Genomic DNA, 26,842 nt, shown 5'->3' on the forward strand with positions numbered 1-26,842 from the left:
CGCGCACAGACCGTGAACATTTCGGCATCGTCGAACACGATCGTTCGCCCTGGGGTCTGTGATTGTCCAGGAGCCGCCGCCCGGGGTGTCGCCGATGGCGGCTTGGCCGGGCGTGCGGGGGGATCCGGCTACGCTGCCGCTGCTGCGTGCGGGGTCATGGTGAACTCGATTGCCTTCTCGCCGTTGTCGCGGTCGACGACGATGACCACCTTCGCGTCGAGGGCATCGGCGAGACGCAGTACGACCGGCAGGGTCGGCAGGGTCCCGGCCTGTTCGATCCGCGAGATCGCGCCCTGTTTCATTCCGGCGGCCTCTGCCAGTTGTCGCTGTGACCAGCCCTTGGCGGTGCGCAGGTCGTAGACGGCCTGGGCCAAGTCCAGCGCCGCGTTCATCCACTCGGCCCCGGCCTGTGCCTCAGCGGACAGCGTGCCTGTGACGTTCAGACGGGTGTGAGCGGATGCCCGTGCTTCTGCGGACCCCCGAGCCTTGCCAGCTGCAACTGTCCGGGGTGCGGAAGTCCCGGCTTCTGCCTTCTTCGTCGTGTCAGTCATCTTCGCTCGTGTCCTTCGCTCGCTTCCGCGCGGCCGACCCGCGCTTGAAGACGTGTTCGGCTTCGCCGTCGTGTCCGGGAGCGCCTGCCCGGCAGTCGTTCAACAGCCGTTTGGCGCGATCGACCTCGTGACGCTCGTTCATCCGCGTTTTGAAGAACGTGGTCAGCAGGATGATCCGGCGATCCGAGGTGATCCAGTACGTGATCCTGGTCTGCCGACGCCCAAGATAAAAGCGCAGCTCCCACAGTCCGTCTCCGAGTGACCGCGCCAACGGCATCCCCGCAGTGGTCGGGGCGGCCAGCAGCCTTCCGAGTACGGAGTCGACCTGACCGAACTCGAACTCCGACAACCCGGTCAGCCACGAGGCGACCTCGGGTTCCATCTCGACGGCGTATAACTTCTCATGCACATACAAAATTGTATCGCCATGGCCTTGCCGCCGCACCCGAGGGTCTTGATCAATCCTGGAGCGGCTCAGTGCCTGAGCCTCCATATGGGGTGGCCGCGCGCGATCATGGGGTTATGGGCGGCGCGGAGCAGCGCGGGGCCCGTAGGAGGTCCCGGTACAGGTCGGTCGGCAGGCGACAGGCCGGCGTGCGGGGGAGCAAAGGTGTCGTCGTGGCGTTCCCGTCGCGGGTGGCTGAGAGGTCCACTGCGGAAGCGGCCGAGGCTGAGCTGCGGCTGGCGTCGAGACCGCAGACGGCGCTGGAACGGGTGACGTTCGCCGAGTATGCAACGGACTGGTACACGGAGCAGGCGCTGGCCGCGTCGACTCTGCAGAACTACCGCCGCCATTTGTGGGGGCATCTGGTTCCGTGGTTCGGCGACATGCAGGTCGGTCGATCCGGCGATCGGACGTTGCCGCGTGGGAACGCGATGCGGCGGCCGTGTATGCGGCGACCAGTGTGCGGACTTGGCGCGCCTTGCTTCACGTGATCCTGGCGGACGCGGTCGCCGATGGGCTGATCCCGGTGAACCCGGCCGAGCGTGGACGCGGGCGCGGACGGCGCCTGGCTGGGGATCGCGGTCCGGAGCGCACAATCACCGATCCGCTGGGGGCGCTGTTGATCGCGGAGCGCGCGGCGCTGTTGTCCGGGCGCGATGCCGAGTTCGTCGCGGTGATCCTGATGATGTTCACGGGGATGCGGTGGGGCGAGGTCGTGGGGCTGGAGACCGAGTACGTGCGCCCGCGGAGCATTCGGGTGGAGTGGCAGCTGTACGAGCTGGGGTCCGGCGAGTTCGTCCGCGGCCCGCCCAAGGACGGCAGCCGCCGGACCATTGATACTCCTGCCTGGCTGTCGGAGCTGCTCGCGGAGCACATCAGCAGCACGCCGGCGGTGGCGTGTCGCTGCCACGGCCGCCGCTACGTCTTCTTCGGACGTGCCCAGGAAACGACTCGACTCGCTGCTCGTCCGACGGTCGCGGAAGTGGCGGTCCGCGCCGGGATGTCCCGCGGGACGGTGTCGCATGTGCTCAACCATCCTGAGCGGGTTTCCGCCGAAACGCGCACCCGCGTGGAGGCTGCGATGGCCGCGCCCCGCATCGTGGCCGGCGCGCACCGGACGGTGGCGCATTGGCGGCGCAGCGGGTTCGCGTCCTGGGTGCTCACCCCTGCGGCATCAGGCTGGTACCCGGGCCGGCAGCCGCTGAGCCAACATCCCGTTCCGGTGAGCGGAACACCGTGGGCGGGAACGCCCGTGCGGGGACGCAACGCGACACAGCGCGCCGACGCGTGCTGGATCCCGATCGCGCGTGGCCTGACACCGCAAGGACTCCGGCACAGCCACCGCACGATGCTCGCGGAACTCGGAGTCCCCGGCGTCCTGGCCAACGAGCGCCTCGGGCACCTGGACCGCTCGATGGCAGCGCGATACACGCACGTGACGCACACCATGCGCGACTCGCTGCGAGCGGCACTCACCGCGCGGTGGGAAGAGTCCCTCGCCGCGCGCCGGCAACTTTCGCCACGCTCCGCGGTTGGGGCTCTCGAACGGCAACTCTCCATGAGAGCCACATGATCGGTGTGCTCACCCGTTCCCTGATCCTCCGGTGGGGAGAAGCGCAAAGGATTATCCGCCGGACCTGCTTCGCCAACACCGCGGGCACCCGTGGCCGCTTCCGCTGGGACGCCCACGGCCGGTTGGGGTGCTTACTGGTAAGGCCGATGATCTGCCGCGGCCCGGTCCGGGAGTTCTCGCACGATGGCGCACCGAGCCGCCGTCCACCCGCCACTTCCCCAACGGAAAACCGTGGCGGGCAGACAGCGGGGTGCGGTGCGATGCGCCCGCGGGTAACGACACTACCGGCCGGCGAGAAGACCGGGGTGGGTCGTGAAAGGGGAGCGCAGTGCGGCACAGCGGGGGACAGCGGCAATACCGCGGGCTGATTCTGGATTTCGTGGGAGTGCTGACCGAGGGGGAGGCGTCCGCGCACCAGTCCTGGTGCACGGCCCAGGGCCTCCCGGCGAGCGCGTGGGTCGACGCCCTGGGGCGCCATCCACGCGGACGGGAACTGTACGCGGCACTGGAGACCGGGCGGCTGACGCAAGCCGAGTGGAACCGGCGCACCGCCGCACTGCTGGGCGTCGACGACCACCACGACCTGATGGGCCGGGCCTGGGCAGCGGTACGCCCCGCGGCTGCCATGATCACCCTCGCCCGGGAGGCACGCCGCGCCGGGTACGCCTTGGCGCTCCTGTCGAACTCGTTCGGCCTGGACCCGTACAACCCCTACCGGGAGACCGGCGTGTGGGACCTGTTCGACGTCACGGTGATCTCCGAGACGGAAGGCGTCGCCAAGCCCGACCCGGTGATCTACCGGCGCACCCTGGACCGGCTCGGCCTGCCCGCAGCCGCATGCGTGTTCGTCGACGACAACCCCGCCAACCTCCCGCCCGCCGCAGCACTGGGCATCACCACCGTCCATGCCGACGGCCGATCGGACACCGCCGCCCGACTGGCGGATCTGCTGGGCATAGTGCAGCGAAAATGAACGTCGGCGCTAGCAGCGCCACCGCGAGGGCCAGATGTGCGGTCGCTGCCAAACAGCACTCGGCCATGGTGCTCGGGTCGGGGGCGGAGTGGATCTCCTGAAGCACGAGGATGCCGGTCAGGCCCACGGCGTCGACCGCCGCGTCGAGGACCTCGCCCGTGGAGATCTCGCCGCCTGCCGCCAAGTCGCATACCAGGGTGATCGCCTCGGCAGGGTCGTGCCGCCGTTGCTCGGCAATATGGTGGCCAGCGCCGGTCAGGTCCATCGCGGAGGACTGCTCCACCGTCGGCAGCGGCGCCACGGCACACCGCGCGGTATACGTGCCCCGGGCCGTGGTCTCTTCTTGCGCCACGGCGGTCGGCCTCGTTCCGGGCCGCGCCCGGCAGGACGGCGACCACGTGCAGCCTGTACTCCGGGGAGAAGCGGCGGCGGGCCGGGCCCGGTTCCGGCCCTTCGGACTTGGCGATCGGGCCGTTCGCGCTGGTCATCCGGGGGGGTCCTGTTTCGCCCAGGAGGGACAGCTCACCACGGACTGACTGTCAGGGGCAGGCCGTAGCAATGCACACCATGTCGTGGGTGCAGGTGAGCAGCGCCGCCGCGCGCGGCAACGGCGGCGGTCGGCTGGTACACCTGGTCCGCTGCGTCGGCGGCGCGGGCCAAGATCAGCTGAGGTGGCCTGGTTGCCGGGCAGGTCGGCCACGGGGTGGGTTCAGGGTTTACAGACGTCGGTTTGCGGTTCGCCGGGCGCGTGTTTCTTCCACTCATCTGGTGTGGGGGGGCCTACGTCCGAGCACAGTGCGGCATATGGGTCTGTGAACAACCGTGTCTCGGCGAGGTAGATGGTGCCGTCTTCGCCAGCGGTGGCGAGGAGGTTTCCGTCGGGGCTGAACGCCACCCCGTCCACGCTGCCGCCTTGGGTGGCGGGGAGGGGGGCGCTGGCAGGTTGGCGGGTCTTCGGGTTCCACATCTGCAGGGTGCCGTCGTCGTCCGTGGTGGCGAGGAGGTTTCCGTCGGGGCTGAACGCCATTGCGTTCACGCTGCCGCCTGGGGTGGTGGCGAGGGGGGCGCCGGTGAGTTGGCCGGTGTGCGGGTTCCACAGCCTCACGGTGCCGTCGTCGTCCGTGGTGGCGAGGAGGTTTCCGTCGGGGCTGAACGCCACCCCGTCCACGCTGGCGCCTTGGATGGCGGGGATTTGGTGGCTGGCGGGTTGGCCGGTGTGCGGGTCCCACAGTCTCACGGTGCCGTCGTAGTTGGCGGCGGCGAGGAGGTTTCCGTCGGGGCTGAACGCCACCTCGTCGACCCCGGCATAGACCTCGCCAGATGGGTTGAGAGGGAAGGGGGCGATAGCAACGGGTCGGCCGGTGTGCGGGTCCCACAGCCTCACGGTGCCGTCGTAGTTGGCGGTGGCGAGGAGGTTTCCGTCGGGACTGAACGCCACCCCGTCCACCCCGCCGGCGTTCCAGTCATGCGGGATCTGGTGGCTGGCGGGCTGGCCCGTGTTCGGGTTCCACAACCTTACGATGCCGTTGGTGGTGGCGAGGAGGTTGCCGTTGGGGCTGAACGCCATTGCCTTCACGCTACCGCCTGGGGCGGCGGGGAGGGGGGTGCCGACGGGTTGGCCGGTGTGCGGGTTCCACAGCTTCACGGTGCCGTCTTCGCCAGTGGTGGCGAGGAGGTTGCCGTTGGGGCTGAACGCCATTGCGTTCACGCTGCTGCCTGGGGTGGCGAGGATTTGGTGGCTGGCGGGTTGGCCGGTGTGCGGGTTCCACAGCTTCACGGTGCCATCGCCGCCAGCGGTGGCGAGGAGGTTTCCGTCGGGGCTGAACGCTATTGCGTTTACGCTGCTGCCTGGGGTGGCGGGGAGGGGGGCGGTGGCGGGTTGGCCGGTGTGCGGGTTCCACAGCTTCACGGTGCCGTCGTTGTTTGTGGTGGCGAGGAGGTTTCCGTCGGGGCTGAACGCCACCCCTTCCACGCTGCCGACTGGGGCGGCGAGGATTTGGTGGCTGGTCGGTTGGCGGGTGTTCGGGTTCCACAGCCGCAGGGTGCCGTCTTCGCCAGCGGTGGCGAGGAGGCTGCCGTTGGGGCTGAACGCCACCCCGTTCACGCTGCCGCCTGTGGCAGCGGTGAGGGGGGCGCTGGCGGGTTGGCGGGTGTTCGGGTTCCACAGCCGCAGGGTGCCGTCTTCGCCAGCGGTGGCGAGGAGGTTGCCGTCGGGGCTGAACGCCACCCCCTTCACGCCGCCGGGGGATACGGGCAGTATGCCGTTTCGCTGTTGCTCGTCCAGGAGTTGGGTCATGACGTCGCGTGCTTGGTCGGTGTGGGCGGTGAACCAGGCCGCGGCGGCGAGGCGGCGGGCGGTGACGGGCTGGGTGGCTTTGATGACGAGGCTTTCCGCGGCGAGTTGGCGGGAGAACGCGAGGGTGTGTTGCCGGGCGGCTTCGCCGGCTTGGCGAAGGGCTTCGGCGCCGTTGCGGGACGCTTCGGCGGCTTGCTGGTAGGCGACGAAAGCCAGTGTGGTCGTGATGGCGGTGAGGATGGCGAGGAGGGGGATGAAGATGCGGCGTTGGGTGCTGCGGCGGGCTCTGCGGCGGCTGGCTTGGAGGAACTCGTGTTCGCGTGTGGGGAGGTTGTCGAGTTGTTCGGCGGCGTGGAGTCTGCTGCCGCGGTAGAGGTATTCGGGTTTGCGTGCGTTCGTGTCCCATTCTTTGGCTGCTGCGCGGAGTTGCTGGCGTGCGAGGAGGGTTGCGGTGTCTTCGTGGATCCAGTCGCGGAGTCTGGGCCAGGCGCGGAGTAGTGATTCGTGGGCGATGTGCGCGGTGGTGCGGTTGACGGTCAGCAGCCGATCGCGGGCGAGTCGTTCGCGGATCTCGGTGGTGGTGTCGGGGAGGTCGGTGAGGGGGACGCGGTGGCGGACGACGGCCGTTTCGCTGTCGGTGGGCACGTGTACGAGGAGGAGCAGAAGTTCCCGGAGGGTGCGTTGTCCGTCCTCGTCCAGGGAGTGGTGGAGGTTTTCGCCGGTGGTGGCGACGGATTCCCAGATGCCGCCGGTGGCCTGGTAGCCGGCGAGGGTGAGCCGGGTGCCGCTGCGGCGGCGCCATGTCTCGCGCAGCGCGTGGGCGAGGAACGGCAGCGCGGCGGCGGCGTCGTTCTCGTGGTGGCCTGTGTGGAGGTCGCGTAAGAGCCGGTCGGTCAGTCCGGGTTCCAGGGTCAGCCCGGCTGCGGCGGCGGGTTCCTCGACCGCGGCGCGTAGGTGCGGTTCGCTCATCGGGGGGACGGTGACCGCGTGGGCGAGGGCGTGTTCGAGGCCGGGGTGGGCGAGGCAGTTGCCGTAGTGGTCGGCGCGCACTCCCAGGACGATTTTCGGTCGGGGGCCGGGCCTGTCGCTGTTGCCGGTCAACAGGTCGAGGAATGCGGTGCGCCGGTGGGGGTCGCGGCAGCGGGTGAAGACTTCCTCGAACTGGTCGATGACCAGGACGCGGCACGTCGGGCGGCCGGGGCGCGGCGGGGGGAAGCGGCCGTGTTGCAGGGCGTCGTGTGTCTCGTCCTCGTCCAGGCCGTGTGCCGCCGCCCAGGGGCCGGCGAGGGTGCGCATCGGGTTTTCGCCGGGCGCGGGGATCAACAGCGCGGGGCCGTGTCCGGGGCCGGCCGGGTCCTCCAGCCGGGGGAGGAGGCCGGCGCGGAGCAGGGAGGACTTGCCGGCGCCCGAGGCGCCGATCAGGAGTACCGGGCCGTCCTCGGTCTCGTCGGCGACAGCGTTCGTGAGGCGGGCGGCGAGGTCGTCGCGGCCGAAGAAGTGCGCGCTGTCCTCGGCGCGGAACGGTTCCAGGCCGGGGTAGGGGCACGGGACATCCGCCGGCGGCTCCGCCCCCCACGCCTCGTCGGCGCCGACGGGGTAGGCGCGGTTGCGGGCCAGGAGCAGCGAGTCCAAGGTGCCCTCGTTACCCCGGGTGGGCTGCACCAGCGGGTTCTCGGCGAAGGCGCGGTCCAGTGCCTTGTGCAGCGCTGCCGTGGTCAGCCACAGCGGGCCGGCCGGGTCGCCGTCGCGCAGCAGCCGCAGCAACTGCCCGGAGAACAGGGTGTGGCGCTCGCCCTCGGGCGCGAACGACTGCTCGAAGTACGTGGCCGAGGTGAGGAAGAAACTGCCCGGGGGACGGGCGGTGGCGAACGGTCCCCGGGCCCCGCCGCCGGACGGTGGGGCGGTACCGCGCCCGGAGAAGCAGCAGTCGAGGACGACCACGCTGCCGTGCCGGCATTTGCCGAGGAGGTTGCGCACGGTGCGGTACGGGACCGCGTGCGCGACCCGGCGCTGGCCCCGGCTGCCCCGGGTGGCGAGGTACAACTCGTCGTCGGGGTCGAGGAGGCCGTGCCCCACGTAGTAGAACAGCACCGGCCCGCCGGGCTGCTCCGTGGCCCCCTCCACCGCGGCGATCACCTGGGCCGGGTCCGCGTCGGCGGGAACACGGGTGATCTGCGCGGGGTCCATGCCGCACACCTCGACCAGCGCCTTGTGCAGGTCGTCGATAGTGGTGTCGACGGACGGCAGGGACGGAAGCTGCGATCCCGCGGCGTGGCTCCCGGTGCCGAACAGGACCGCGCGGACCCCGCGGTCGGAAAGGGCGTCCGTCACGAGGACGCGCCCGAGGAGCCTTCGTCCGTCCGGCGCTGTTCCTCGGGCCTGGGCCGTTCGCCGCCGGGACGGGCCCGGTCCCCGGCCTGTCCCCCCGGGGCTTGTTCCTCGGGGCCGGGTGCCTCGGGCCGCGGTTCCTCTGAGGGCGCCAGGCGTTCGGCGGCGGCCACGGCCTCCTCGGGCGTCATGGAGTCCTGGGAGGTGATGGTGATCTCGGTCCCGTCGGGACGGGTCACCGTGACGGTGTAGCTGCCGCGGCGGGTCCGCACCCACGCGGCCACCGCCCCCACGAACACCGCGGCGACGCCCCCCGGCTCCAGCACCGCCACCAGCGCGTCGGCACCTGCCCCCATCGCCCCCGCCGGGACCGCGTCCTGCTCCCCGCGTTCCACGCGCCCGCGAAGCTGCGGAACCCCGTCCAACCACCTCCGCAACTCGGCGGCGCCGCGCTGATCCTCCCGGCCGTCGTCCACCGTCAACACCACACGCACGGTCCACCCCCGTCACCACGAAAATCTGCCGCGCCAGACTATCCCCGGGGCTCAATCCCCGCCCCGCCTTTCACCGGCCGCCGTATCACCGCCGCAGCCGAAGCAGCCTGCGGCCCCGCCGCGGGGCTGGTCAGGCGGGGTCCAGGTGCGGCCGGTACGTCCGGGACATCACCGTCGAGAGCAAGGACGGACACCTGGGGGAGAAGCATGCCTGGCGGGGGGACTTCGGAACGATGTCAGAGCGCGCTGGGTGCTGAACCGCGAGCAGACCGGCCCAGGCGCCCAGCTCGTGTGCGGCGAGATGCTGCGCGATGGCAAGCCCGTCGCCCAGGCATGCGTCGATCGCGACAACCCGAAGTGAGCTTGTTTCGTCGTGAAGTTTCAGGTCATGGGGCTGGTGCGGGGTCGCCGTGCTGGTGCCGGTCGCGTGTTCGCGGGTTCGTGCAGACCGACCCCCAAGAGGCCCCCTCGGGCTCTCCCGCTTCGACGGCCCCTGGCGCGCACCCGCCGCCGGTCGGGGACGGACGACTGCCGTAACTACAACGGGAACCAAGCCCACGGCCTTCGCTTCCTCGCGTTCACCGACCACAGAGGCCGTCTGCTGTGGATTCCGCTGGACCGTCCGGGCCGCTTGAGCCGCATCAATCGACCGCTGGCCAGTAACGATCTCGGAGAGTAGTCGCCACCGGAGCGGGATCACGTGGCCGTCGAATCCGCCCCCCAATCACCCCCAGCTCACCCCCCAGAGGTCCCAAAATCGTTGCCGATCCTGCTCCTTGGCGGAACGGCACGCTTCTGACCTGGCGTTTTATCTTGCGGAGCGGTGGCTTTTGAACACGCGATCCCTTCGCGGGTGCCGAAGGTGTCGAAGACGTGCCAGAGGCCCTTCCGGATGATCCGAAAGGGCCTCTGACCTGCACAAACGAGTCGGGGTGGCGGGATTTGAACCCACGACCTCTTCGTCCCGAACGAAGCGCGCTACCAAGCTGCGCCACACCCCGATTGATGCGCGTTCAGCTTAGCGGACGGGGGTGCCCAGGCGAAATCCGGTTTCCGGTGGGGAGGAGGCGCAGGTCAGGCCGGGGTCAGGGTCAGGAGGGTGGCTTCGGGGGGGCAGGCGAAGCGGAAGCGGGCGTAGCGGGAGGTGCCGCAGCCGGCGGAGACGTGGAGGTAGGTCTCATTGCCGGAGGAGGCGTAGCGGGACAGGCCCTTCGCGCGCTTGCGGTCGAGGTCGCAGTTGGTGGTGAGGGCGCCGTAGAAGGGGACGCACACCTGGCCGCCGTGCGTGTGCCCCGCGATCACGAGGGGGTAGCCCTCCGTGGTGAAGGCGTCGAGGGCCCGGCGGTACGGGGCGTGCACCACGGCGAGGGAGAAGTCCGCGGCGCGGTCCGGGCCGCCGGCGACGGATTCGTAGCGGTCGCGGTCGATGTGCGGGTCGTCCAGCCCGACCAGTTCGAGCTCGACGCTGTCGAGCTTGAGGCGCCCGCGCGCGTTGTTGAGGTTCTCCCAGCCGGCCCGGTCGAACCCGTCGCGCAGGTCCCGCCACGGGTTCTCGTCGCCCAGGCGGCGGGTGCCGTCGTCGCGGCGCAGGTAGCTCGTGGGGTCCTTGGGGCGGGGGGCGAAGTAGTCGTTCGAGCCGAAGACGTACGCGCCCGGCAGCTCCATCAGCGGGGCCAGCGCGTCCAGCGTCTCCAACGCCGCCTCGGGGTCGGAGAGGTTGTCGCCCGTGTTGAGGACGAAGTCGGGCCGCAGCGCGGCCAGTCGGCGCAGCCAGTCCTGCTTCTTGCGCTGCCCGCACACCATGTGGATGTCGGAGACCTGGAGCACCCGCAGCGGGCGCAGCCCCCGGGGCAGGACGGGCACCTCGACGCGGCGCAGCCGGAACGACCGGGCCTCATAGGCGGCGGCGTAGGTGAGGCAGGCCACCCCCGCACCGGCGATTCCCAGCGGGAGCGCAAACTTCGTGTCCATTCTTCCCATCGTTCCAGAGGTCGGCCCGGACGGGGAGCCGACGGTCGCCGCCGGGAGTGCCGACGGGGTAATTCGGTGGGGCGCCGTTCGGCGCGACTGCGACACTGAGCGCATGAGTACCTTCAAGAGCCGCCTCCAGAACGACCTGACGGAGGCCATGCGCGCGCAGGACCAGCTGCGTACGTCGACCCTGCGCCTGACGCTGACCGCCGTCACCACCGAGGAGGTCGCGGGCAAGCAGGCCAGGGAGCTTTCGGACGACGAGGTGCTGAAGATCGTCGTGCGCGAGGCGAAGAAGCGCCGTGAGGCCGCCGAGGCGTTCGACCAGGGGGGCCGGACGGAGTCCGCGGCCCGCGAGCGCGCCGAGGCCGAGATCCTCGCCGAGTACCTGCCCGCGCAGCTCGACGACGCGGAGCTGAGCCGGATCGTGGCCGACGCGATCGCCGAGACGGGAGCGTCCGGTCCGTCCGCGATGGGCGGGGTCATGAAGGTCGCGCGCCCGAGGATCGGCGACCGCGCGGAAGGCGGCCGGATCGCGGCGGAGATCAAGAGGCAGCTGGGGAGCTGACCCCGGGGCTGGGCGGCAGGCCGACGCGGCGCGGGGCAACTCCCGTGTGGCGCGGCCTGGTTCCGACCCGCCCGGGCCCGGCGAGCGCCCGTCCCCGGAGCGCTCGTCGCCGCTTCCCCGACGGATCGAACACGGCGGGGGCGCCACGCACCTCGCGTGGCGCCCCCGCCGTGTCCGGTCCTCCCGTCGCCCCGCCTACCTCGGCCCGGGGCCGCCCGGCAGCGCCGGGATGTTGGGGATGTTCGGGATATTGGGGATGCTCGGCACGGTCGGCTGGTTCGGCTGCGGGGGTTGCCCCGGCTGGTTCGGTTGCCCCGGCTTCGGCGGCTCCGGAGCCTTCGGGTGCTGCTCGACCGCCGGCGGGATCACTCCGGCCGGAACCGGGGTGAAGTTCAGCTTCGGCTCGTCGGCGAGGGCGCCGGTCATCGCGTTCTTCCAGATCGGCGCGGGGATCGATCCACCGAACACCTCGTAGACCCGCTTGCCGCCGATCATGATGCCGCCGCTGGGCTCCATCGTGGTCGGCTTGTCGGGGTGGCCGACCCAGACCGCGGTGGACAGCTGCGGCGTGTAGCCGACGAACCAGGCGTTGGTCTTCTTGTCGGTGGTACCGGTCTTGCCCGCGCTGGCCCGGTCGTCGAGACCGGCCTTCTTGCCGGTGCCGCTCTCCGTCACGCCCTTGAGCAACTCGTTGAGGACGTCGGCGTTCTCGGCCTTGAGCAACTGGCGGCAGTTCGCGGACGGCACCGGGAGCTTGCTGCCGTCGAGGCGCGTGATCTCGGTGATCGCCACGGGGTCGCAGAACTTGCCGCGCGCCGCGAAGGTCGCGTACGCGTTCGCCATCGAGATCGGGGTGACGGTCTCGGCGCCGAGCGTCAGCGACGGGTTCTGCGGCAGCGGGGTGCCGTTGCCGAGGGTGACGCCCATGCTCTGGGCCAGCGTCGCCACCGGGCAGATGCCGATCTGCTGTTCGAGCATGACGAAGTAGGTGTTGATCGAGTATTTGAGCCCGGTCTGCATGTCGTACGTGCCGAACTCGCTCTCGGTCTCGTTCTTCAGACCTGCCTTGCCGTCCCAGCCGTCACCCTTGGTGGTGCCCTCGCAGGTCTGGAAGATCTGGTCGTCGAACTTCATGATGTGCGACGTGGTCGTGTACGACTGCCCCGGGCTGACCCCGCGCTCCAGCGCCGCCGCCGCGGTGATCGGCTTGAAGGTCGAGCCCGGCTGGAAGCCCAGCTCGGCGCCGCCCATCGCCTTGCCCACCGAGTAGTTGATGACGGTCTCGTTCTTCGAGTCCTCGAAGCCGTACGGCCGGCTCTGCGCCATGGCCTTGATCTCGCCGGTGCCCGGTTCGATCATCGCGACCGCGTCCGCGACGTCCTCGCCCTGCAGGACGCCCTTGGTGGCCGCCTTGTACGCCGCCTCCTGCGCCTTCGGGTCGAGCGTCGTCTTGATGCGGAGCCCGCCGGCGCGCCACAGCGCGTCGCGCTCCTCCTGCGTCTTGCCGAAGAGCGGGTCGTTCTTCATGACGTTCTTGACGTAGTCGCAGAAGAACGCGGAGCCGTTGACGTCGTTGGCCGAGATGCAGCCGTTCTTGAGCGCCTGCACGTTGAGGCCGAGGTCGGTGGCCTTGGCGGCGTCGACGTCGGCCTGGGGGGCGACGCCGACCTCGGCCATGCGCTGGAGCACGATGTTGCGGCGCTCCAGGGCGGCTTCCGGCTGCGTGACCGGGTCGTACTTCGTCGGGGCGTTGACGACGCCGGCCAGCAGCGCGGCCTGAGGCAGCGTCAGGTCACGGGCGTGGACGCCGAAGTAGCGGTACGCCGCGGCCTCGATGCCGAACGCGCGCTGGCCGAAGGGGATGATGTTGAGGTAGCGCTCCAGGATCTCCTGCTTGCTGAAGCGCTGCTCCATGCCGATCGCGTACTTGAGCTCCTTGATCTTGCGGGAGAGCTCCTGCTTGGTCGCGTCGGCCACCTTCGCGGGGTCGTCGCCGGCCAGCTCGACGAAGATGTTCTTGACGTACTGCTGCGTCAGGCTGGACCCGCCCTGCGTCTCGCCGCCGGACTGGTTCTTGACGAGCGCGCGCAGGGTGCCCTTGAGGTCGATCGGCCCGTGCTCGTAGAACCGCGAGTCCTCGATGGCCACGATCGCCTGCTGCATCACCGGCGCGACGTCGTCGATCTTGACCAGCACGCGGTAGCGGTCGTACACCGTCGCGAGCAGGTTGCCGCCCGCGTCGTAGATGTACGACGGCTGCGCGAGGAAAGGCGCCTCGAGTTCGTCGGGGAACTCGTCGAAGTTCTCGGCACCGGCCTTGGCGGTGAGGCCGAGGCCGCCCACGATGGGCAGCGCGATGCCGGCGACGAGGGCGCCGGCCAGCACGCTGGCGCCGACGAACGCGGCGAGGCGGCCGGTGAATCCCAGGAACGAACCGGGGCGTCTGGGCCCACGACCGGATGCGCGGGAGCGGGGACTGCCGGAGGGGGTACGGGCCATGCGCCACAGACTACGTGCCGAAAGACCACGCACGGCGCAGGTAGTTCGCCTAGTCTGTAACAGCGGCCGGGGGACGGCTCCCCTCTCCCCGTTCACTCTTTCGAGTGAATTGGGTCGAAGGCGGGATCTACCCGGCGGGCGCTCCGGCGGGCCTATTCGGAGGCGTAGAGCCAAGCGGCGCAAGGGATTTCACCCGTACGGGTGGGTTCATATTCGCGCATAGTCCGTCCGGGTCATTCATGACTGCCCAGTAGGGGCTGTTGCGCGCGCCCGTCTTTTCGTAGCGTCCTGTTTGGCGACGGGATTTCCCGTCACCGCCGTAGGGGGAGCCTCGAATCGGGAGAGGACGGCACCAGCATGAGCTGGGTTACCGACTGGAACGCACTGGCCGCATGCCGGGCCAGCGATCCGGATGAGCTGTTCGTGCAGGGGGCGGCCCAAAATCGCGCCAAGGCGGTGTGCACCGGATGCCCGGTGCGTACCGAATGCCTTGCCGACGCCCTCGACAATCGCGTCGAGTTCGGCGTCTGGGGAGGGATGACGGAGCGGGAGCGGCGGGCCTTGTTGCGCCGCAGGCCGACCGTCACCTCGTGGCGCAGGCTCTTGGAGACGGCCCGCGAGGAGTACGAGCGGGAGATCCACGCGGACTACGACGACAATATGGGGCTGCGCGCCGCCGGCTGACGGCAGGTCAGGCCCTGTCGGCGACCGTGCCGGCGCTCGCGCACGGCCCACGCACCACCCGAACCACCGACGCGCACCCGAGGGTCCGCGGGCCCGGGAGTCAGGCCCCGGTCCGAGGACCCGGGTGCGAGTGCCGGGGGGCGTACCGCCATGGGCGCGAACGATTCGCCACGTGCGGCGCGGCCCGGCGTCAGCCCAGGTGGCGGCCGATCGCGCGCAACCCGTCGAGGTCGTGGACGTCGCCGGGCAGCGCGGGCACCTCCACCACGGGGACATCCGGATGGATCGACGCGAAGCGGGTGCGCACGCGGTCCTCGCGGCCGATCATGCGCAGGCGCTCGGCGTGCAGGGTGAGCAGTCCGGCGACCAGCCGGAGATCCTGGGCCGAGGGGCCGTCCGCGCCGGGGTCGGCGTCTTCGTCGAGAGCTTGTTCGAGAAGCGTCTCGGCGGCGGCGGCGCTGCGCTCCGCGGACAGTTCGCCGGCTCCGGTGGCGTGCACGCGGTTGAGGACGAGCCCGGCCAGCGGCATCGACTCGGCGTCCAGGCGTTCGACGAAGTACGCGGCCTCGCGCAGCGCGTCCTTCTCGGGTGCCGCGACGACGAGGAACGCCGTGCCCGGGGCCTGGAGCAGCCGGTAGGTCGCGTCGGCGCGCTTGCGGAAGCCGCCGAACGTCGTGTCGAGCGCCGCGACGAAGGTCTGGATGTCGGTCAGCAGATGGGCACCCACGACCTTGTTGAGCGCGCCCGTCATCAGGCCCATCCCGGCGGACAGGAACTTGAGCGCACCGCGCCCGCCGACCTTGGCGGGGGCGGACAGGATCCGGATCAGCCGGCCGTCGAGGAACGACCCGAGCCGCTGCGGCGCGTCGAGGAAGTCGAGGGCCGACCGACTCGGCGGCGTGTCGACGATGATGAGGTCCCACGTGCCGCCGGAGTGCAGCTGGCCCAGCTTCTCCATCGCCATGTACTCCTGCGTCCCGGCGAAGCTGGAGGACAGCGACTGGTAGAACGGGTTCTCCAGGATCTGCCGGGCACGCTCGGGGTCGGCGTGCTGTTCGACGATCTCGTCGAACGTCCGCTTCATGTCGAGCATCATGGCGTGCAGGCTGCCGCCCTTGGTCTCGTCGACGTCGGCGACGCGGCGAGGCGTGTTGTCGAGTTCGGTGAGCCCCATGGACTGCGCGAGGCGCCGGGCGGGGTCGATCGTGAGGACGACGACGTCCCGGCCGCGCTCGGCGGCCCGCAGCGCGAGCGCCGCGGCGGTCGTCGTCTTCCCGACGCCTCCGGACCCGCAGCACACCACGATGCGCGTGGCCGGGTCGTCGATCAGCGGGTCGATGTCCAGCGGCCGGGCCTCCTGCCGGGCCGTCGGCCGCGCGGACCGACCGCGTGCCGCCGAGCCGCCGCGCGAGGGGGTTGCCGCGGTCATGCCACTCCTTGGTCGCGCAGTGCGTCGGCGAGGCGGTAGAGGCCGCCCAGGTCCACCCCGTCGGGGAGCAGCGGCAGCTCGTACACCGGCAGCCCCAGGCCGCGTACGGTGCGCCGCTCGTCGGTCTCCAGCATGATCCGGCTCGCGTGCTCGTCGGCCTCCTCCAGCAGCGCGGCGACGAGCCGCTTGGTGGGGCGTACGCCGGCGGCCCGCAGGCCGGCCTCCAGGACGTCGGGGGTGAGTCCGTCGCCGGTGTCGGTCTCGTCGTCGACGTGCAGCGGCGGCCGGGTCATGTTGACCACGACGCCGCCCACCGGCAGCCCGGTGCCGCGCAGTTCGGCGACCCCGTCGACGGTCTCCTGGACGGGCATCTCCTCCAGCAGCGTCACCAGGTGCACGGCGGTCTCGGGGGAGCGCAGCACGCGCATCACCGCCTCGGCCTGCGAGTGGATCGGGCCGAACCTGGCCAGCCCCGCGACCTCGGTGTTGACGTTGAGGAAGCGACTGATCCGCCCGGTCGGCGGGGCGTCCATGACGACCGCGTCGTACGCCCAGACGCCTCGGTCGCCCTTCGTGCGCCGGCGCACCGCCTCGCACGCCTTTCCGGTGAGCAGGACGTCGCGCAGCCCGGGGGCGATGGTGGTGGCGAAGTCGATCGCGCCGAGCTTCTTCAGGCCCTTCCCGGTGCGGCCCAGGTGGTAGAACATGTCGAGGTAGTCGAGCAGCGCCTCCTCGGGATCGATGGCCAGCGCGTACACCTCCCCGCCGCCGGGCGCGACGGCGATCTTGCGTTCCTCGTAGGGGAGTTCGGCGGTCTCGAAGAGTTGCGCGATGCCCTGCCTCCCCTCGACCTCGACCAGCAGGGTCCGGCGACCGCCGTGCGCCAGCGCCAGCGCGAGCGCCGCGGCGACGGACGTCTTGCCGGTGCCGCCCTTGCCGCTGACCACATGCAGCCGAACGCCCTCCCAGTCGGAGTCGGCGCCGGGCGCGCGGGGGTTGTCGGCTTCAGTCACCTGGCTCACGTTGTCGAGACTAACCATCCCGTGCGGCGACGTACCGCACGCGGTCTGCGCGGGTGACAGGTTTCACGCGCGGTTCCGGAGCGGCCCGGCCGCGTTAGAGTCGCGTCCCATGAAGAAGTGGGAGTACTTCACCGCGCCGTTGCTGATCCACAACACCAAGCAGATCCTCGACACGTTCGGCGAGGACGGCTGGGAGTTGGTGCAGGTCGTGCCGGGGCCCAACCCGGAGAACCTGGTCGCGTACTTCAAGCGGGAGAAGCAGTCGTGACCGACGAGTTCGTCCACCCCGAGGACAGGCTGGCCGAGCTGGGCCTGTCGCTGCCCGGGGTCGCGGCGCCCGTCGCCGCGTACGTCCCGGCGCTGCGCACCGGCAACCACATCCACACGTCGGGGCAACTCCCGATGATCGAGGGGAAGTTGCCGCAGACCGGCAAGGTCGGCGCCGAGGTGACCGCCGAGGACGCGAAGGACCTCGCGCGGCAGTGCGCGCTCAACGCGCTGGCGGCGGTCAAGGCCGAGCTGGGCGACCTGGCGCTCGTCCGCCGCGTCGTCAAGGTCGTCGGCTTCGTGGCCAGCGATCCCGCCTTCACCGGCCAGCCGGGCGTGATCAACGGCGCGAGCGAACTGCTCGGCGAGGTCTTCGGCGACGCCGGCCGGCACGCGCGTAGCGCGGTGGGCGTGGCGGTCCTCCCGCTCGACGCCCCGGTCGAGGTGGAGATCGTCGTCGAGGTCGTCTGACGGGCCGCCGGGCGTCCGGGGGCGCGAACGCCCGGCCGCGGGCCGCCGGGCGTTCGCACAGGTGACGGCCTGTCGGATCGTGGCGGTGCCGCGTAGCATCCGCGCATGACGTCGTCCGGTATCCCCGCTTTCTGGTTCGAGCGCGCCCGCGCCATGCTCAACGGCGAGCTGGTCCCGGTCGAGGCGCGCCGGGCCGCGACGGTCGTCCTGCTGCGCCGGCGGCCGGAGGGGCTGGAGGCGTACCTGCTGCGGCGGCACGCGGGCATGAAGTTCGCCGCCGGTGTGTACGCCTTCCCCGGCGGCGGCGTCGACCCGCGCGACGCCGACCACGAGGTGGCGTGGGCGGGCCCGACACCGGAGGAGTGGGCGAAGCGGCTCCGTACGTCGCCGGCCGAGGCGCGGGCGATCGTCGCCGCCGCGGTGCGCGAGACCTTCGAGGAGTCGGGCGTCCTGCTCGCGGGGCCGGACACCGGCTCGGTGGTGTCCGACACCACGGGCGACGACTGGGAGGCGGACCGCGCGGCCCTCGTCGGGCGCAAGCTCGGCCTGACCGAATTCCTCGGCCGCCGCGGCCTCGTGCTGCGCTCCGACCTGCTGGGCGCGTGGTCCCGCTGGATCACCCCGGAGTTCGAGGAACACCGGTACGACACGTGGTTCTTCGTCGCCGCGCTTCCCGACGGCCAGCGCACCCGCGACGTCTCGGGAGAAGCCGACCGGGTCGCCTGGGCGCGTCCCGCCGACGCCCTGGCCGTTGTGAAGGCCGGCCGTTTCGGGATGCTGCCGCCGACCGTCGAGACCTTGCGCAACATGACCGCGTACGAGGTCCCCGCCGAGGCCCTGGACGCCTCCGCCGCCCGGGACCTGGCCCCGGTCATGGCCAGGCCCCGCTACGAAGGCGACAAGCTGGTCATCGCGTGGCCCGGTATCCCCGATCCCTTCGGCACCGCCTGAACCCCGTCGGAAAGACTGGACCATGGACTCTTACCGCATCCCCGGAGACCCCCGGCAGGTCGTGGCGGGCCCCGCCACCCCCCGGACGACCTGTGTCCTGGCCCCCAATCCGAGCCCGATGACGCTGGACGGCACCAACACGTGGATCGTCGCCGAGCCCGGCGCCGACCGGGCGGTGGTCATCGACCCCGGGCCGCTCGACGAGGGCCATCTGCGGGCCGTGCTGGCGACCGCGGAGGAACGCGGCGTGCGCATATCCGAGGTGCTGCTCACGCACGGTCACTTCGACCATTCCGAGGCCGCCCCGCGCCTGGCCGAGCTGGCCGGTTGCGGCGTCCGGGCCCTGGACCCCGAGCACCGGCTGGGCGGCGAGGGCCTGGTCGAGGGGGACGTCGTGACGACCGGCGGCCTGGAGCTGCGGGTCATGGCGACGCCCGGGCACTCGTGGGACTCGCTGTCGTTCGTGCTGCCCGCCGACGACCTCGTCCTGACCGGCGACACGATCCTGGGCCGCGGCACCACGGTCGTCGCGCACCCGGACGGCAGGCTGGGCGCCTACCTCGACTCGCTGGCCCGCCTGCGCGCCCTGGTGGCGTCGGGCGAGGTCAACCGCGTGCTGCCCGCGCACGGCCCGGTGCTGGACGACGCGCACGGCGTCGTCGAGTTCTACCTCGAACACCGTGCGCAACGCCTGGCCCAGGTGGAGGAGGCCGTCGCGCTCGGCGACACGACGGCCCGCGAGGTCGTCGAACGCGTGTACGCCGACGTCGACCGGTCGCTGTGGTGGGCCGCCGAGGTGTCGGTACGGGCGCAGCTCGACTACCTCAAGGAGCGCGGTCCACGCGGCTGACGCCGCCCGCGCACGCCAAAACGCCGACGGCCGGTTCCGCATCGGCGGACCGACTGTCGGCGTCGCGCGGTCGCGCGAAGGTCAGCGTGACCGGCGCGAGAGGCGCTCCACGTCCAGCAGCACCACGGCCCGGGCCTCCAGGCGCAGCCAGCCGCGGCTGGCGAAGTCGGCGAGGGCCTTGTTGACGGTCTCGCGCGAGGCGCCGACCAGCTGGGCCAGCTCTTCCTGCGTCAGGTCGTGGGCGACGTGGATGCCCTCCTCGGCCGGTACCCCGAAGCGGCGCGACAGGTCGAGCAGGGCCTTCGCGACGCGGCCGGGCACGTCGGAGAAGACCAGGTCGGCGAGGCTTTCGTTGGTGCGCCGCAGGCGGCGGGCTATGGCCCGCAGCAGCGACAGCGCGACCTTGGGCCGGCCGTTGAGCCACGGCTGGAGGTCCTGGTGGCCCAGGCCGAGCAACCGTACGTCGGTCAGCGCGGTGGCGGTGGCGGTCCGCGGACCGGGGTCGAACAGCGACAGCTCGCCGAACATCTCGCTGGGGCCGAGCACCGCGAGCATGTTCTCGCGGCCGTCGTTCGAACTGCGGTGCAGCTTGATCTTGCCTTCGATGACGACGTACAGGCGGTCGCCCGGGTCGCCTTCGTGGAAGAGCGAGTCACCGCGTTCGAGCCCGACCTCGGTCATGGAGGCACGCAGCTCGGCGGCGTCCTCGTCTTCGAGAGCCGCGAACAACGGCGCCCGCTGCAGAACGTCGTCCACGAGAGGTCCCTCCTTGCCGGTTCCGATCACCCGATCGGAGCCTGGCGGTCAAACAGTGCGATCGGTCACAGTCTGACGCACGCGGATCGGGTTTGTTCACGCGGGTGGTATGAGACGCAGCCCGGGAGGCTTCCGGGTGTGTCGGACATATCCCCCTGGGTGATCATGTGTATGCGCGGCGCCCGCCCCGCAGCCCCCGGGGCGGGTCTGTGGTGCGCACCCATGTTTAGCACTCGTCTGCGTACTCTGGCCGAGTGCCCATGAAAAAGCCGGAGAGCCGCCTGGCTCTCGTCCGCCGTGCCCGTCGGATCAACCGGGAGCTCGGCGAGCTGTACCCCGGTGCGCACTGCGAGCTGGACTACGACGACGCCTTTCAGCTTCTCGTCGCCGTGGTGCTGTCCGCGCAGACCACCGACCGCAGCGTCAACAACGTCACCCCGACGCTGTTCGCCCGCTATCCGGACGCCGAGGCACTGGCCCGGGCCGAGCCCGCGGAGCTTGAGGCGATCATCAGGCCCACCGGGTTCTTCCGGGCCAAGGCACGGGCGGTGACCGGTCTCGCGCAGGCGCTGTGCGACAACTTCGGCGGCCGGGTGCCGCGCCGGCACGCCGACCTGGTGACCCTGCCCGGCGTCGGGCGCAAGACCGCCAACGTCGTGCTCGGCGAGGCGTACGGAGTGCCCGGCATCAGCGTCGACACCCACTTCGGGCGTCTCGCGCGGCGCTTCGGATGGACCGCCGAGGACGACCCGGTCAAGGTCGAGCACGAGGTCGGCGCGCTGTTCCCGAAGAAGGACTGGACGCTGCTGTCGCACCGCGTGATCTTCCACGGCCGCCGCGTGTGCCACGCCCGCAGGCCCGCCTGCGGGGCGTGCGGCATAGCCCCGCTGTGCCCGTCGTACGGCGAGGGTGAGACCGACCCGGACAAGGCCAGGAAGCTGTTGAAGTACGAACTGGCCGGGCAGCCCGGCCAGCGCCTTCGGCCACCGGCGACGCCGGTGCTCGCGACCGGGGCCGTACCCGTGACCGGGGCGGCACCATCGGAGGGGACCGCCACATGACCGAGACCAGCCCGTATACCCCGAACAACGACATCGTCGACGGCCTGCCCCCGTGGCTCCGTCCTTTCGCCGACGTCAGCCGCACGGTGCGGCCCGAGCAGCTGAGCCGCTTTCTGCCGCCGGAGCGCGGGGGCCGCGAGTCGGCCGTCCTCGTGCTGTTCGGCGAGGGCGAGGACGGCCCGGACGTGCTGCTGCTGCAGCGCGCCGGGACACTGCGCAAGCACGCCGGCCAGCCCGCCTTCCCGGGCGGCGCGATCGATCCCGGCGACGCCGGACCGGTCGGTGCCGCGCTGCGCGAGGCGCGCGAGGAGACCGGCCTCGATCCGTCCTGTGTCGAGGTGTTCGGCGCCTTGCCGTCGCTGTACATCCCGGTCAGCAACTTCGTGGTGACGCCCGTGCTGGCGTGGTGGCGCGACGACTGCCCGGTGGCGCCGGTCGACGCGGGCGAGGTCTCCCGGGTCGTGCGGGTGCCGCTCGGCGACCTCGTCGATCCGGCGAACCGCGCGCGGCTGCGCCACCCGACGGGCCATCACGGCCCGGCGTTCATGGTCGAGAACATGGTCGTGTGGGGGTTCACCGCCGGGCTGCTGGACCGGATACTCGCCTTCGCCGGGTGGGAGCGCCCGTGGGACCAGGAGCGGCACGTCGAGCTGAGTGAGGCCGAGTGGCGTCTCGCGCGGCGCACGTACGACCGCTTCGAGGAGACCGCGGCGGACCCGCCTCCGGGGCTGTCCCGCAGCGCGCCGGGGCCGACCACCGCCCCGGGGCACTGACATCCGCCGGTTCGGGCTGACGGACCGTCAATCGGCGGTCGTGCCAGGCACCGACGGGTTCCGGCCGAACCCCGTGGCCCACGTGCCGCACACCACGTCGACGCCGTCGTCGGCGCTGCGGACATCAGGCGTCCGGCCGTGAGAACGTGACACGGTGAACGTCCTCGACCTGATCCTCATCGTCGCCGCGGTGGCGTTTGCGGTCTCCGGCTATCGCCAGGGCTTCATCGTCGGCGTCCTGTCGTTCATCGGATTCCTCGGCGGCGGGGTGCTGGGGATGTGGTTGGTGCCGTTCATCCTGAAGCACTTCGAGCCGGGGCTCGGTCCGTCGATCGCGGCGATCTGCGTCGTCCTCGTCCTCGCCACACTGACCCAGGCGCTGGCGACCGCTCTCGGCAGCCGCATGCGCCGGCATCTGACCTGGACGCCGGCGAAGGTCGTCGACGCGGCGGGCGGCGCGGTGGTCAGCGTGTCGGCGCTGCTGGTCGTCGTGTGGCTGATCGGGTCGTCGATCGCGGGGTCGACGATGCCGACGGTCGCGCGCGAGGTGCGCGGGTCGCAGGTGCTCGGCGGCGTGCAGAAAATACTGCCGCAGGGCGCGGACACGTGGTTCTCGTCGTTCAGCAACCTGCTGGACAGCAACGGATTCCCGCAGGTGTTCAGCCCGTTCGTCGACGAGGACATCCCGCAGGTGCCGCCGCCGGACCCGGCGCTGCTGGCGTCCGCGGCCGTGCAGAGTTCGCGCGACAGCATCGTGAAGATCGTCGGCACGGCGAAGAGCTGCGGCAAGGTGATCGAGGGCTCGGGGTTCGTGTACGCGCCGAACCGCGTGATGACCAACGCGCACGTCGTCGGCGGCGTCCGCAAGCCCACGGTGCAGATCGGCGGCGAGGGCAAGCAGTACGACGCCGAAGTGGTGTTGTACGACTGGCGCCGCGACATCGCCGTGCTCGCCGTGCCCGGACTCAAGGCGGCACCCCTGCAGTTCGAGCAGAAGGTGCAGCCCGGATCGGACGCGCTGGTGATCGGCTTCCCCGAGAACGGCGCGTTCCATGTCGAACCCGCGCGCGTGCGCGCCCAGATCAAGGCGGGCGGGCCGGACATCTACAAGCGCGGCACGGTCAGCCGCGACGTGTACTCGCTGTACGCCAAGGTGCGCCAAGGCAATTCGGGCGGTCCGCTGATCTCCCCGAGCGGCAAGGTCTACGGCGTCATTTTCGCCAAGTCGCTCGACGACGAATCGACCGGATACGCGCTCACCGCCGAGGAGATCCGCGAGGACATCGAGGCCGGCGTCCGCAACACCAAGGCGGTGGACACCCAGGGCTGCGCGTTGTAGCGCGCGGCGCGTCAGTGGGGCGCGCGCATCCGTAAGGTCAGCCAGCGCACACGGCGGCGCATAATGGAGACCAGCCCCGGGACATGCCCCGCGCGGTCGGGGGACGACCATTGGTACGTCCGGCTCATGCCCCGGCGCCTACCCAGGCGCCCTTGTGGATAACCGCGCGATGCCATGAGCCCAGCTTGTCACGCGGACATTACCGTGCGATTTGTCGATAACTGCCAGGAAATCCAGCCGAGTTGATCGCTTTCGCCCACACGCCGCCCGACGAGCCCGGGCTACGGCGGGCGTTCGGACCGGGCGCGGGGATCACCGCTCCGGCTCGGGGTCCTTGAGCCAGCCGAGCAGTTCGCGGGTGAAGTCGTCGGGCGCTTCCTCGTGTGGGAAGTGGCCCACGCCGTCGAGCAGCCGCCAGCGGTACGGAGCCTCGACGTACCGGCCGGAACCCGCCGCGCTGCGCGGCAGCACCGCGCTGTCGAGCGCGCCGTGCAGGTGCAGCGTGGGCACCGTGACGGGCGTCTTCATCCGCGCCGCGTACTGGAGTCCGTCGGGGCGCGGCACCGAGCGCACCATCCAGCGGAAGTGCTCGGCGGCGCAGTGCGCCGTGCCGGGGATGAGCATCGCCCGCCGGTAGCGTTCGGCGGTCGGCGCGTCCGGCCAGCCCGGCGCAGCCCACGAACGCATGAGGTCTTCCACCATGGCGGCGTCGTCGCGCACGAGCTGGCGCTCCGGGATCCACGGTCGCTGGAAGGCGAAGATGTGCTTGCTGGCGGCGACTTGCCGGCGGTCGGTGAGCATCGCGCTGCGCAGTCGGCGCGGGTGCGGCATGGAGACGGCCACCAGCCGGCGCACCAGTTTCGGGCGCAGGACGGCGGCCGTCCAGGCGAGCGAGGCGCCCACCCCGTGGCCGACGACGATGGCGTCGGGTTCGCCGAGCGAGCGGATCACGCCGGTGACGTCGAGCGCGAGCGTCATCGGGTCGTAGCCGCGCGGCGGCCGGTCACTGCCGCCGTAACCGCGCAGGTCCATCGCGACCGCGCGGAAACCGGCCCGGGCCAGCGACTCCATCTGGTGCCGCCACGTCCACCAGAACTCGGGGAAGCCGTGCAGCAGTATCACGACCGGGCCTTCGCCGAGTTCGGCGACGTGGAACCGCGCGCCGTTCGCCGCGATGTCCCGGTGTGTCCAGGGACCGTCGATGTTGACCGCAGCGCTCTCGGGAACCGTCACCTCAAAAGCGTCGCACACATCGGCGTGCGCCCGCGGGGGTGAGCGACGCCCGTTTCGTCACAAGTGCGCTCGGCCGGAGGGCGGAACGCGGGGTTCAGCCGACACTCTTGAGGGTGGCCACCGTCTCCTGCGTGGTGCGGATCGTGCGCTGCGGCGGCCTGACCTTCTTGAAGAACACGACGCCGAGCAGGCCGAGCAGGATCGCGAGCAGCAGGTACGCGCCGCCGACGATCAGGAACGACCAGCCGAGGCCGAGGCCGAGGGCGTGGATGCCGTACGCGATCGCGACGCTCAGGAAAGGGAACGCGAAGAACGCGAGCGCGCCCGCGACGATGAGCGCGCCGCTTCCCTTGACGGCGTGCACCGCGTTGATCTTGATCTCGCTCTTGGCCAGCTCGATCTCGTTGCGCACGAGGGTCGACATGTCTCGTGTGGCGTCGGAGAACAGCGCTCCCAGAGACCGCTGGCTGTCGACGGGCACGTCTTGCGCGCGGGGCCTCTCGGTGCCTGCCATGGTCTCTCCTCGTCCTGGCTGCGGGCATGTAGCCCCGATCATGCCCTGCTCCGACGGTCGTGATCCAGCGGGGCGCGGCGTACTGGTGGGACTGATGGGAAACCCGGGAGGCCGTTCACCGGTCGAACGAGTCCCCGAACGGGTCGCCGATGTGATCCCGCTTGGCCCGCCGCGCGCGCTCGGCGTCCTCGTGGTGGATGTCCGGGATGCCGTCGCCGTCGTCGTCGCGGTTCTCCGTCTCGGCGAGGGCCCGGTACTTGTTGTCGCGCAGGCGCAGCAGCACCGACGCGGCGAGTGCCGAGATCACCGAGCCGACCAGGACGGCGGCCTTGGCCTGCTCGACGAGCGCGGGCGAGTCGTGGAAGGCGAGTTCGCTGATCAGCAGCGACACCGTGAAGCCGACACCGGCCAGCATCGCGAGGCCGAACACGTCCGGCCACGTGAGGTCGTCGCCCAGCCGCGCGCGGGTGAACCGGGCGGTGAGGTACGTGCCGCAGAAGATGCCGATCGTCTTGCCGAAGACGAGCCCGAGCACGACGCCGAGCGGCATGCTGTGGGTGAACACATCGCCGATCACGCTCCCCGACACCGCGACGCCCGCGGCGAACAGCGCGAAGACGGGGACCGCGAAGCCCGCGGAGATCGGCCGGACGACGTGTTCCACGCGCTCGGCGGGTGACGCGGCCTCGTCGCGGTCGGGACGCACCCGCATGAGCAGGCCCATCGCGACCCCGGCGACCGTCGCGTGCACGCCGCTCTCGTGGACGAGCGCCCAGGTCACGACCGCGAGCGGCAGGTAGAACCACCACCCGCGCACCCGGAAGCGCTGCATCAGGGCGAAGACGGCGAGCCCGGCGACGGCCAGGCCCAGCGCGCCGAACTTCACCCGATCGGTGTAGAAGACCGCGATGACGACGATCGCGAGCAGGTCGTCGACCACGGCGAGTGTCAGCAGGAACGCGCGCAGGCCCGTCGGCAGATTGGTGCTGATGACGGCGAGCACCCCGAGGGCGAACGCGATGTCGGTGGCGGTCGGGATCGCCCAGCCGTCGAGCTGACCGCCGCCCGCATTAACGGAGAAGTAGAACAGCGCGGGCACCGCCATACCGCAGACCGCCGCCACGACCGGCAGGACGGCGGCCGACGGGCTGCGCAACTCGCCGACCACGAGTTCGCGCTTGAGTTCGATGCCGGCGACGAAGAAGAAGATCGCCAGCAGGCCGTCGGACGCCCACGTGCCGAGCGAGAGGTCCAGGTGCAGCGACGCGGGGCCGACGGTGGCGTCCCGCAGGTCCTCGTAGGAACCGCTCCAGCCCGAGTTCGCCCAGACCAGGGCGACCACCGCGGCGATGAGCAGCAGCGACCCGCCGACGGTCTCGGTGCGCAGCGCGTCGGCGATGAAGTTGCGTTCGGCGAGCGTGGACGGCCGCAGGCGGAACGTACGGCGGGGCGCGGATCGCACGGGGAGGGCCTCCGGGGGCGACGGTTCGCGGGCGTCGACCGCCCGGCGAAAACGGACACAACTCCGAACGCGCAGCGCGCGCCGTTGCCGACCAGGCTTCCCGGCGTGCCTCCCGGTGACGGAGACCCTAGGTGTCGGACACCGATGCCGCCGTGGCCCTCCGGGGGCCGCGGGCGAGCGTGAACCACCCCGACGCCGGCGAGTATATCGTCCGGTATTCGCCGTCCCGAGGGGCTTCGCGCTCGCCGGACAACGGCGTACGGCCCTCGCCGGACCCGCCTCGGGGGCACACGTGGCGGCCCGGGGAGGAACAACCGGCGGTCCCCCGAGCG

Annotated in this window: 24 protein-coding genes and 1 tRNA gene; 11 read left to right on the forward strand and 14 right to left on the reverse strand. The window is 71.1% G+C overall.

Annotated elements, in window-relative coordinates; genetic code table 11:
• Positions 1-128: 128 nt before the first annotated feature.
• Positions 129-551, reverse strand: coding sequence for a helix-turn-helix domain-containing protein (locus tag LO772_RS19095; RefSeq protein ID WP_231773237.1), 423 nt, complete (start codon positions 549-551; stop codon positions 129-131).
• Entirely contained in the window at positions 544-960 is a 417-nt protein-coding gene (locus tag LO772_RS19100) for a type II toxin-antitoxin system RelE/ParE family toxin (protein ID WP_231773238.1), read from the reverse strand. Before LO772_RS19100 ends, LO772_RS19095 begins: the two co-directional genes overlap by 8 nt.
• Positions 961-1,483: 523 nt before the next feature.
• Here LO772_RS19100 and LO772_RS19105 point away from each other — a divergent pair.
• Together LO772_RS19105 and LO772_RS19110 are read left to right on the forward strand one after the other, a co-directional pair.
• Positions 1,484-2,569, forward strand: coding sequence for a LacI family DNA-binding transcriptional regulator (locus LO772_RS19105; RefSeq protein WP_331717350.1), 1,086 nt, complete (start codon positions 1,484-1,486; stop codon positions 2,567-2,569).
• A gap of 328 nt (positions 2,570-2,897) precedes the next feature.
• Entirely contained in the window at positions 2,898-3,542 is a 645-nt protein-coding gene (locus LO772_RS19110) for an HAD family hydrolase (protein WP_269453055.1), read from the forward strand.
• A 709-nt stretch (positions 3,543-4,251) separates the two neighbouring features.
• On the opposite strand, the gene LO772_RS19115 is transcribed toward LO772_RS19110, so the two are convergent.
• From LO772_RS19115 to LO772_RS19130, 4 genes are all read right to left on the reverse strand, one after another.
• Complete coding sequence (locus LO772_RS19115) at positions 4,252-8,169, reverse strand: caspase, EACC1-associated type (protein WP_231773240.1); 3,918 nt, start codon at positions 8,167-8,169, stop codon at positions 4,252-4,254.
• Positions 8,166-8,660 (reverse strand): effector-associated constant component EACC1, encoded by a 495-nt coding sequence (locus tag LO772_RS19120; protein WP_231773241.1) that lies wholly within the window; start codon positions 8,658-8,660, stop codon positions 8,166-8,168. Before LO772_RS19120 ends, LO772_RS19115 begins: the two co-directional genes overlap by 4 nt.
• 927 nt (positions 8,661-9,587) lie before the next feature.
• Positions 9,588-9,661, reverse strand: a tRNA-Pro gene (locus LO772_RS19125).
• 73 nt (positions 9,662-9,734) lie between these two features.
• Entirely contained in the window at positions 9,735-10,631 is an 897-nt protein-coding gene (locus tag LO772_RS19130) for a metallophosphoesterase (protein ID WP_231773242.1), read from the reverse strand.
• Between the two features lie 112 nt (positions 10,632-10,743).
• Between LO772_RS19130 and LO772_RS19135 the strand changes: the two genes are divergently transcribed.
• Complete coding sequence (locus LO772_RS19135) at positions 10,744-11,199, forward strand: GatB/YqeY domain-containing protein (protein ID WP_231773243.1); 456 nt, start codon at positions 10,744-10,746, stop codon at positions 11,197-11,199.
• A 195-nt stretch (positions 11,200-11,394) separates the two neighbouring features.
• On the opposite strand, the gene LO772_RS19140 is transcribed toward LO772_RS19135, so the two are convergent.
• On the reverse strand, positions 11,395-13,698 hold the full coding sequence (locus LO772_RS19140) for a transglycosylase domain-containing protein (protein WP_231773244.1): 2,304 nt from the start codon (positions 13,696-13,698) through the stop codon (positions 11,395-11,397).
• Positions 13,699-14,055: 357 nt separating this feature from the next.
• On the opposite strand from LO772_RS19140, the gene LO772_RS19145 reads away from it, so the two are divergent.
• Positions 14,056-14,382 (forward strand): WhiB family transcriptional regulator, encoded by a 327-nt coding sequence (locus LO772_RS19145; RefSeq protein WP_231773245.1) that lies wholly within the window; start codon positions 14,056-14,058, stop codon positions 14,380-14,382.
• 190 nt (positions 14,383-14,572) lie between these two features.
• Here LO772_RS19145 and LO772_RS19150 read toward each other — a convergent pair whose 3' ends face one another.
• Entirely contained in the window at positions 14,573-15,811 is a 1,239-nt protein-coding gene (locus LO772_RS19150) for an ArsA family ATPase (protein WP_231773246.1), read from the reverse strand.
• On the reverse strand, positions 15,808-16,824 hold the full coding sequence (locus tag LO772_RS19155; RefSeq protein WP_231779624.1) for an ArsA family ATPase: 1,017 nt from the start codon (positions 16,822-16,824) through the stop codon (positions 15,808-15,810). The genes LO772_RS19150 and LO772_RS19155 overlap by 4 nt, the downstream gene beginning before the upstream one ends.
• A gap of 118 nt (positions 16,825-16,942) precedes the next feature.
• On the opposite strand from LO772_RS19155, the gene LO772_RS19160 reads away from it, so the two are divergent.
• The 4 genes from LO772_RS19160 to LO772_RS19175 all read left to right on the forward strand — a co-directional run bounded on the left by LO772_RS19160 (position 16,943) and on the right by LO772_RS19175 (position 19,372).
• On the forward strand, positions 16,943-17,101 hold the full coding sequence (locus LO772_RS19160) for a DUF4177 domain-containing protein (protein ID WP_231773247.1): 159 nt from the start codon (positions 16,943-16,945) through the stop codon (positions 17,099-17,101).
• On the forward strand, positions 17,098-17,571 hold the full coding sequence (locus LO772_RS19165) for a RidA family protein (RefSeq protein ID WP_231773248.1): 474 nt from the start codon (positions 17,098-17,100) through the stop codon (positions 17,569-17,571). The genes LO772_RS19160 and LO772_RS19165 overlap by 4 nt, the downstream gene beginning before the upstream one ends.
• A gap of 105 nt (positions 17,572-17,676) precedes the next feature.
• Positions 17,677-18,522: an NUDIX hydrolase gene (locus LO772_RS19170; RefSeq protein ID WP_231773249.1), complete on the forward strand. Its 846-nt coding sequence runs from the start codon at positions 17,677-17,679 to the stop codon at positions 18,520-18,522.
• A 22-nt stretch (positions 18,523-18,544) separates the two neighbouring features.
• Positions 18,545-19,372, forward strand: coding sequence for an MBL fold metallo-hydrolase (locus LO772_RS19175; protein ID WP_231773250.1), 828 nt, complete (start codon positions 18,545-18,547; stop codon positions 19,370-19,372).
• An 81-nt stretch (positions 19,373-19,453) separates the two neighbouring features.
• Here LO772_RS19175 and LO772_RS19180 read toward each other — a convergent pair whose 3' ends face one another.
• Positions 19,454-20,128 carry a Crp/Fnr family transcriptional regulator gene (locus tag LO772_RS19180; protein ID WP_231773251.1) on the reverse strand — a complete coding sequence of 225 codons (675 nt, stop codon included), beginning with the start codon at positions 20,126-20,128 and terminating at the stop codon, positions 19,454-19,456.
• A 260-nt stretch (positions 20,129-20,388) separates the two neighbouring features.
• Between LO772_RS19180 and nth the strand changes: the two genes are divergently transcribed.
• Positions 20,389-21,189 carry an endonuclease III gene (nth, locus tag LO772_RS19185; RefSeq protein ID WP_231779625.1) on the forward strand — a complete coding sequence of 267 codons (801 nt, stop codon included), beginning with the start codon at positions 20,389-20,391 and terminating at the stop codon, positions 21,187-21,189.
• Positions 21,186-21,962: an NUDIX hydrolase gene (locus tag LO772_RS19190; RefSeq protein ID WP_231773252.1), complete on the forward strand. Its 777-nt coding sequence runs from the start codon at positions 21,186-21,188 to the stop codon at positions 21,960-21,962. The genes nth and LO772_RS19190 overlap by 4 nt, the downstream gene beginning before the upstream one ends.
• 27 nt (positions 21,963-21,989) lie before the next feature.
• Here the strand turns inward: LO772_RS19190 and LO772_RS35870 are convergent, their stop codons facing one another.
• Positions 21,990-22,115, reverse strand: a complete 126-nt coding sequence (locus LO772_RS35870) for a hypothetical protein (protein ID WP_269453056.1) — start codon at positions 22,113-22,115, stop codon at positions 21,990-21,992.
• Position 22,116: 1 nt separating this feature from the next.
• On the opposite strand from LO772_RS35870, the gene LO772_RS19195 reads away from it, so the two are divergent.
• A complete protein-coding gene (locus tag LO772_RS19195) occupies positions 22,117-23,301 on the forward strand; it encodes a MarP family serine protease (protein ID WP_231773253.1) in 1,185 nt (394 codons plus the stop codon).
• Between the two features lie 312 nt (positions 23,302-23,613).
• Here LO772_RS19195 and LO772_RS19200 read toward each other — a convergent pair whose 3' ends face one another.
• The 3 genes from LO772_RS19200 to nhaA all read right to left on the reverse strand — a co-directional run bounded on the left by LO772_RS19200 (position 23,614) and on the right by nhaA (position 26,510).
• Positions 23,614-24,534: an alpha/beta fold hydrolase gene (locus LO772_RS19200; RefSeq protein ID WP_231773254.1), complete on the reverse strand. Its 921-nt coding sequence runs from the start codon at positions 24,532-24,534 to the stop codon at positions 23,614-23,616.
• A gap of 94 nt (positions 24,535-24,628) precedes the next feature.
• Positions 24,629-25,048: a phage holin family protein gene (locus tag LO772_RS19205; RefSeq protein ID WP_231773255.1), complete on the reverse strand. Its 420-nt coding sequence runs from the start codon at positions 25,046-25,048 to the stop codon at positions 24,629-24,631.
• A 115-nt stretch (positions 25,049-25,163) separates the two neighbouring features.
• Positions 25,164-26,510, reverse strand: a complete 1,347-nt coding sequence (gene nhaA, locus LO772_RS19210; protein WP_231773256.1) for a Na+/H+ antiporter NhaA — start codon at positions 26,508-26,510, stop codon at positions 25,164-25,166.
• Between the last annotated feature and the right edge of the window lie 332 nt (positions 26,511-26,842).

Source organism: Yinghuangia sp. ASG 101, assembly GCF_021165735.1.
GTDB lineage: Bacteria > Actinomycetota > Actinomycetes > Streptomycetales > Streptomycetaceae > Yinghuangia.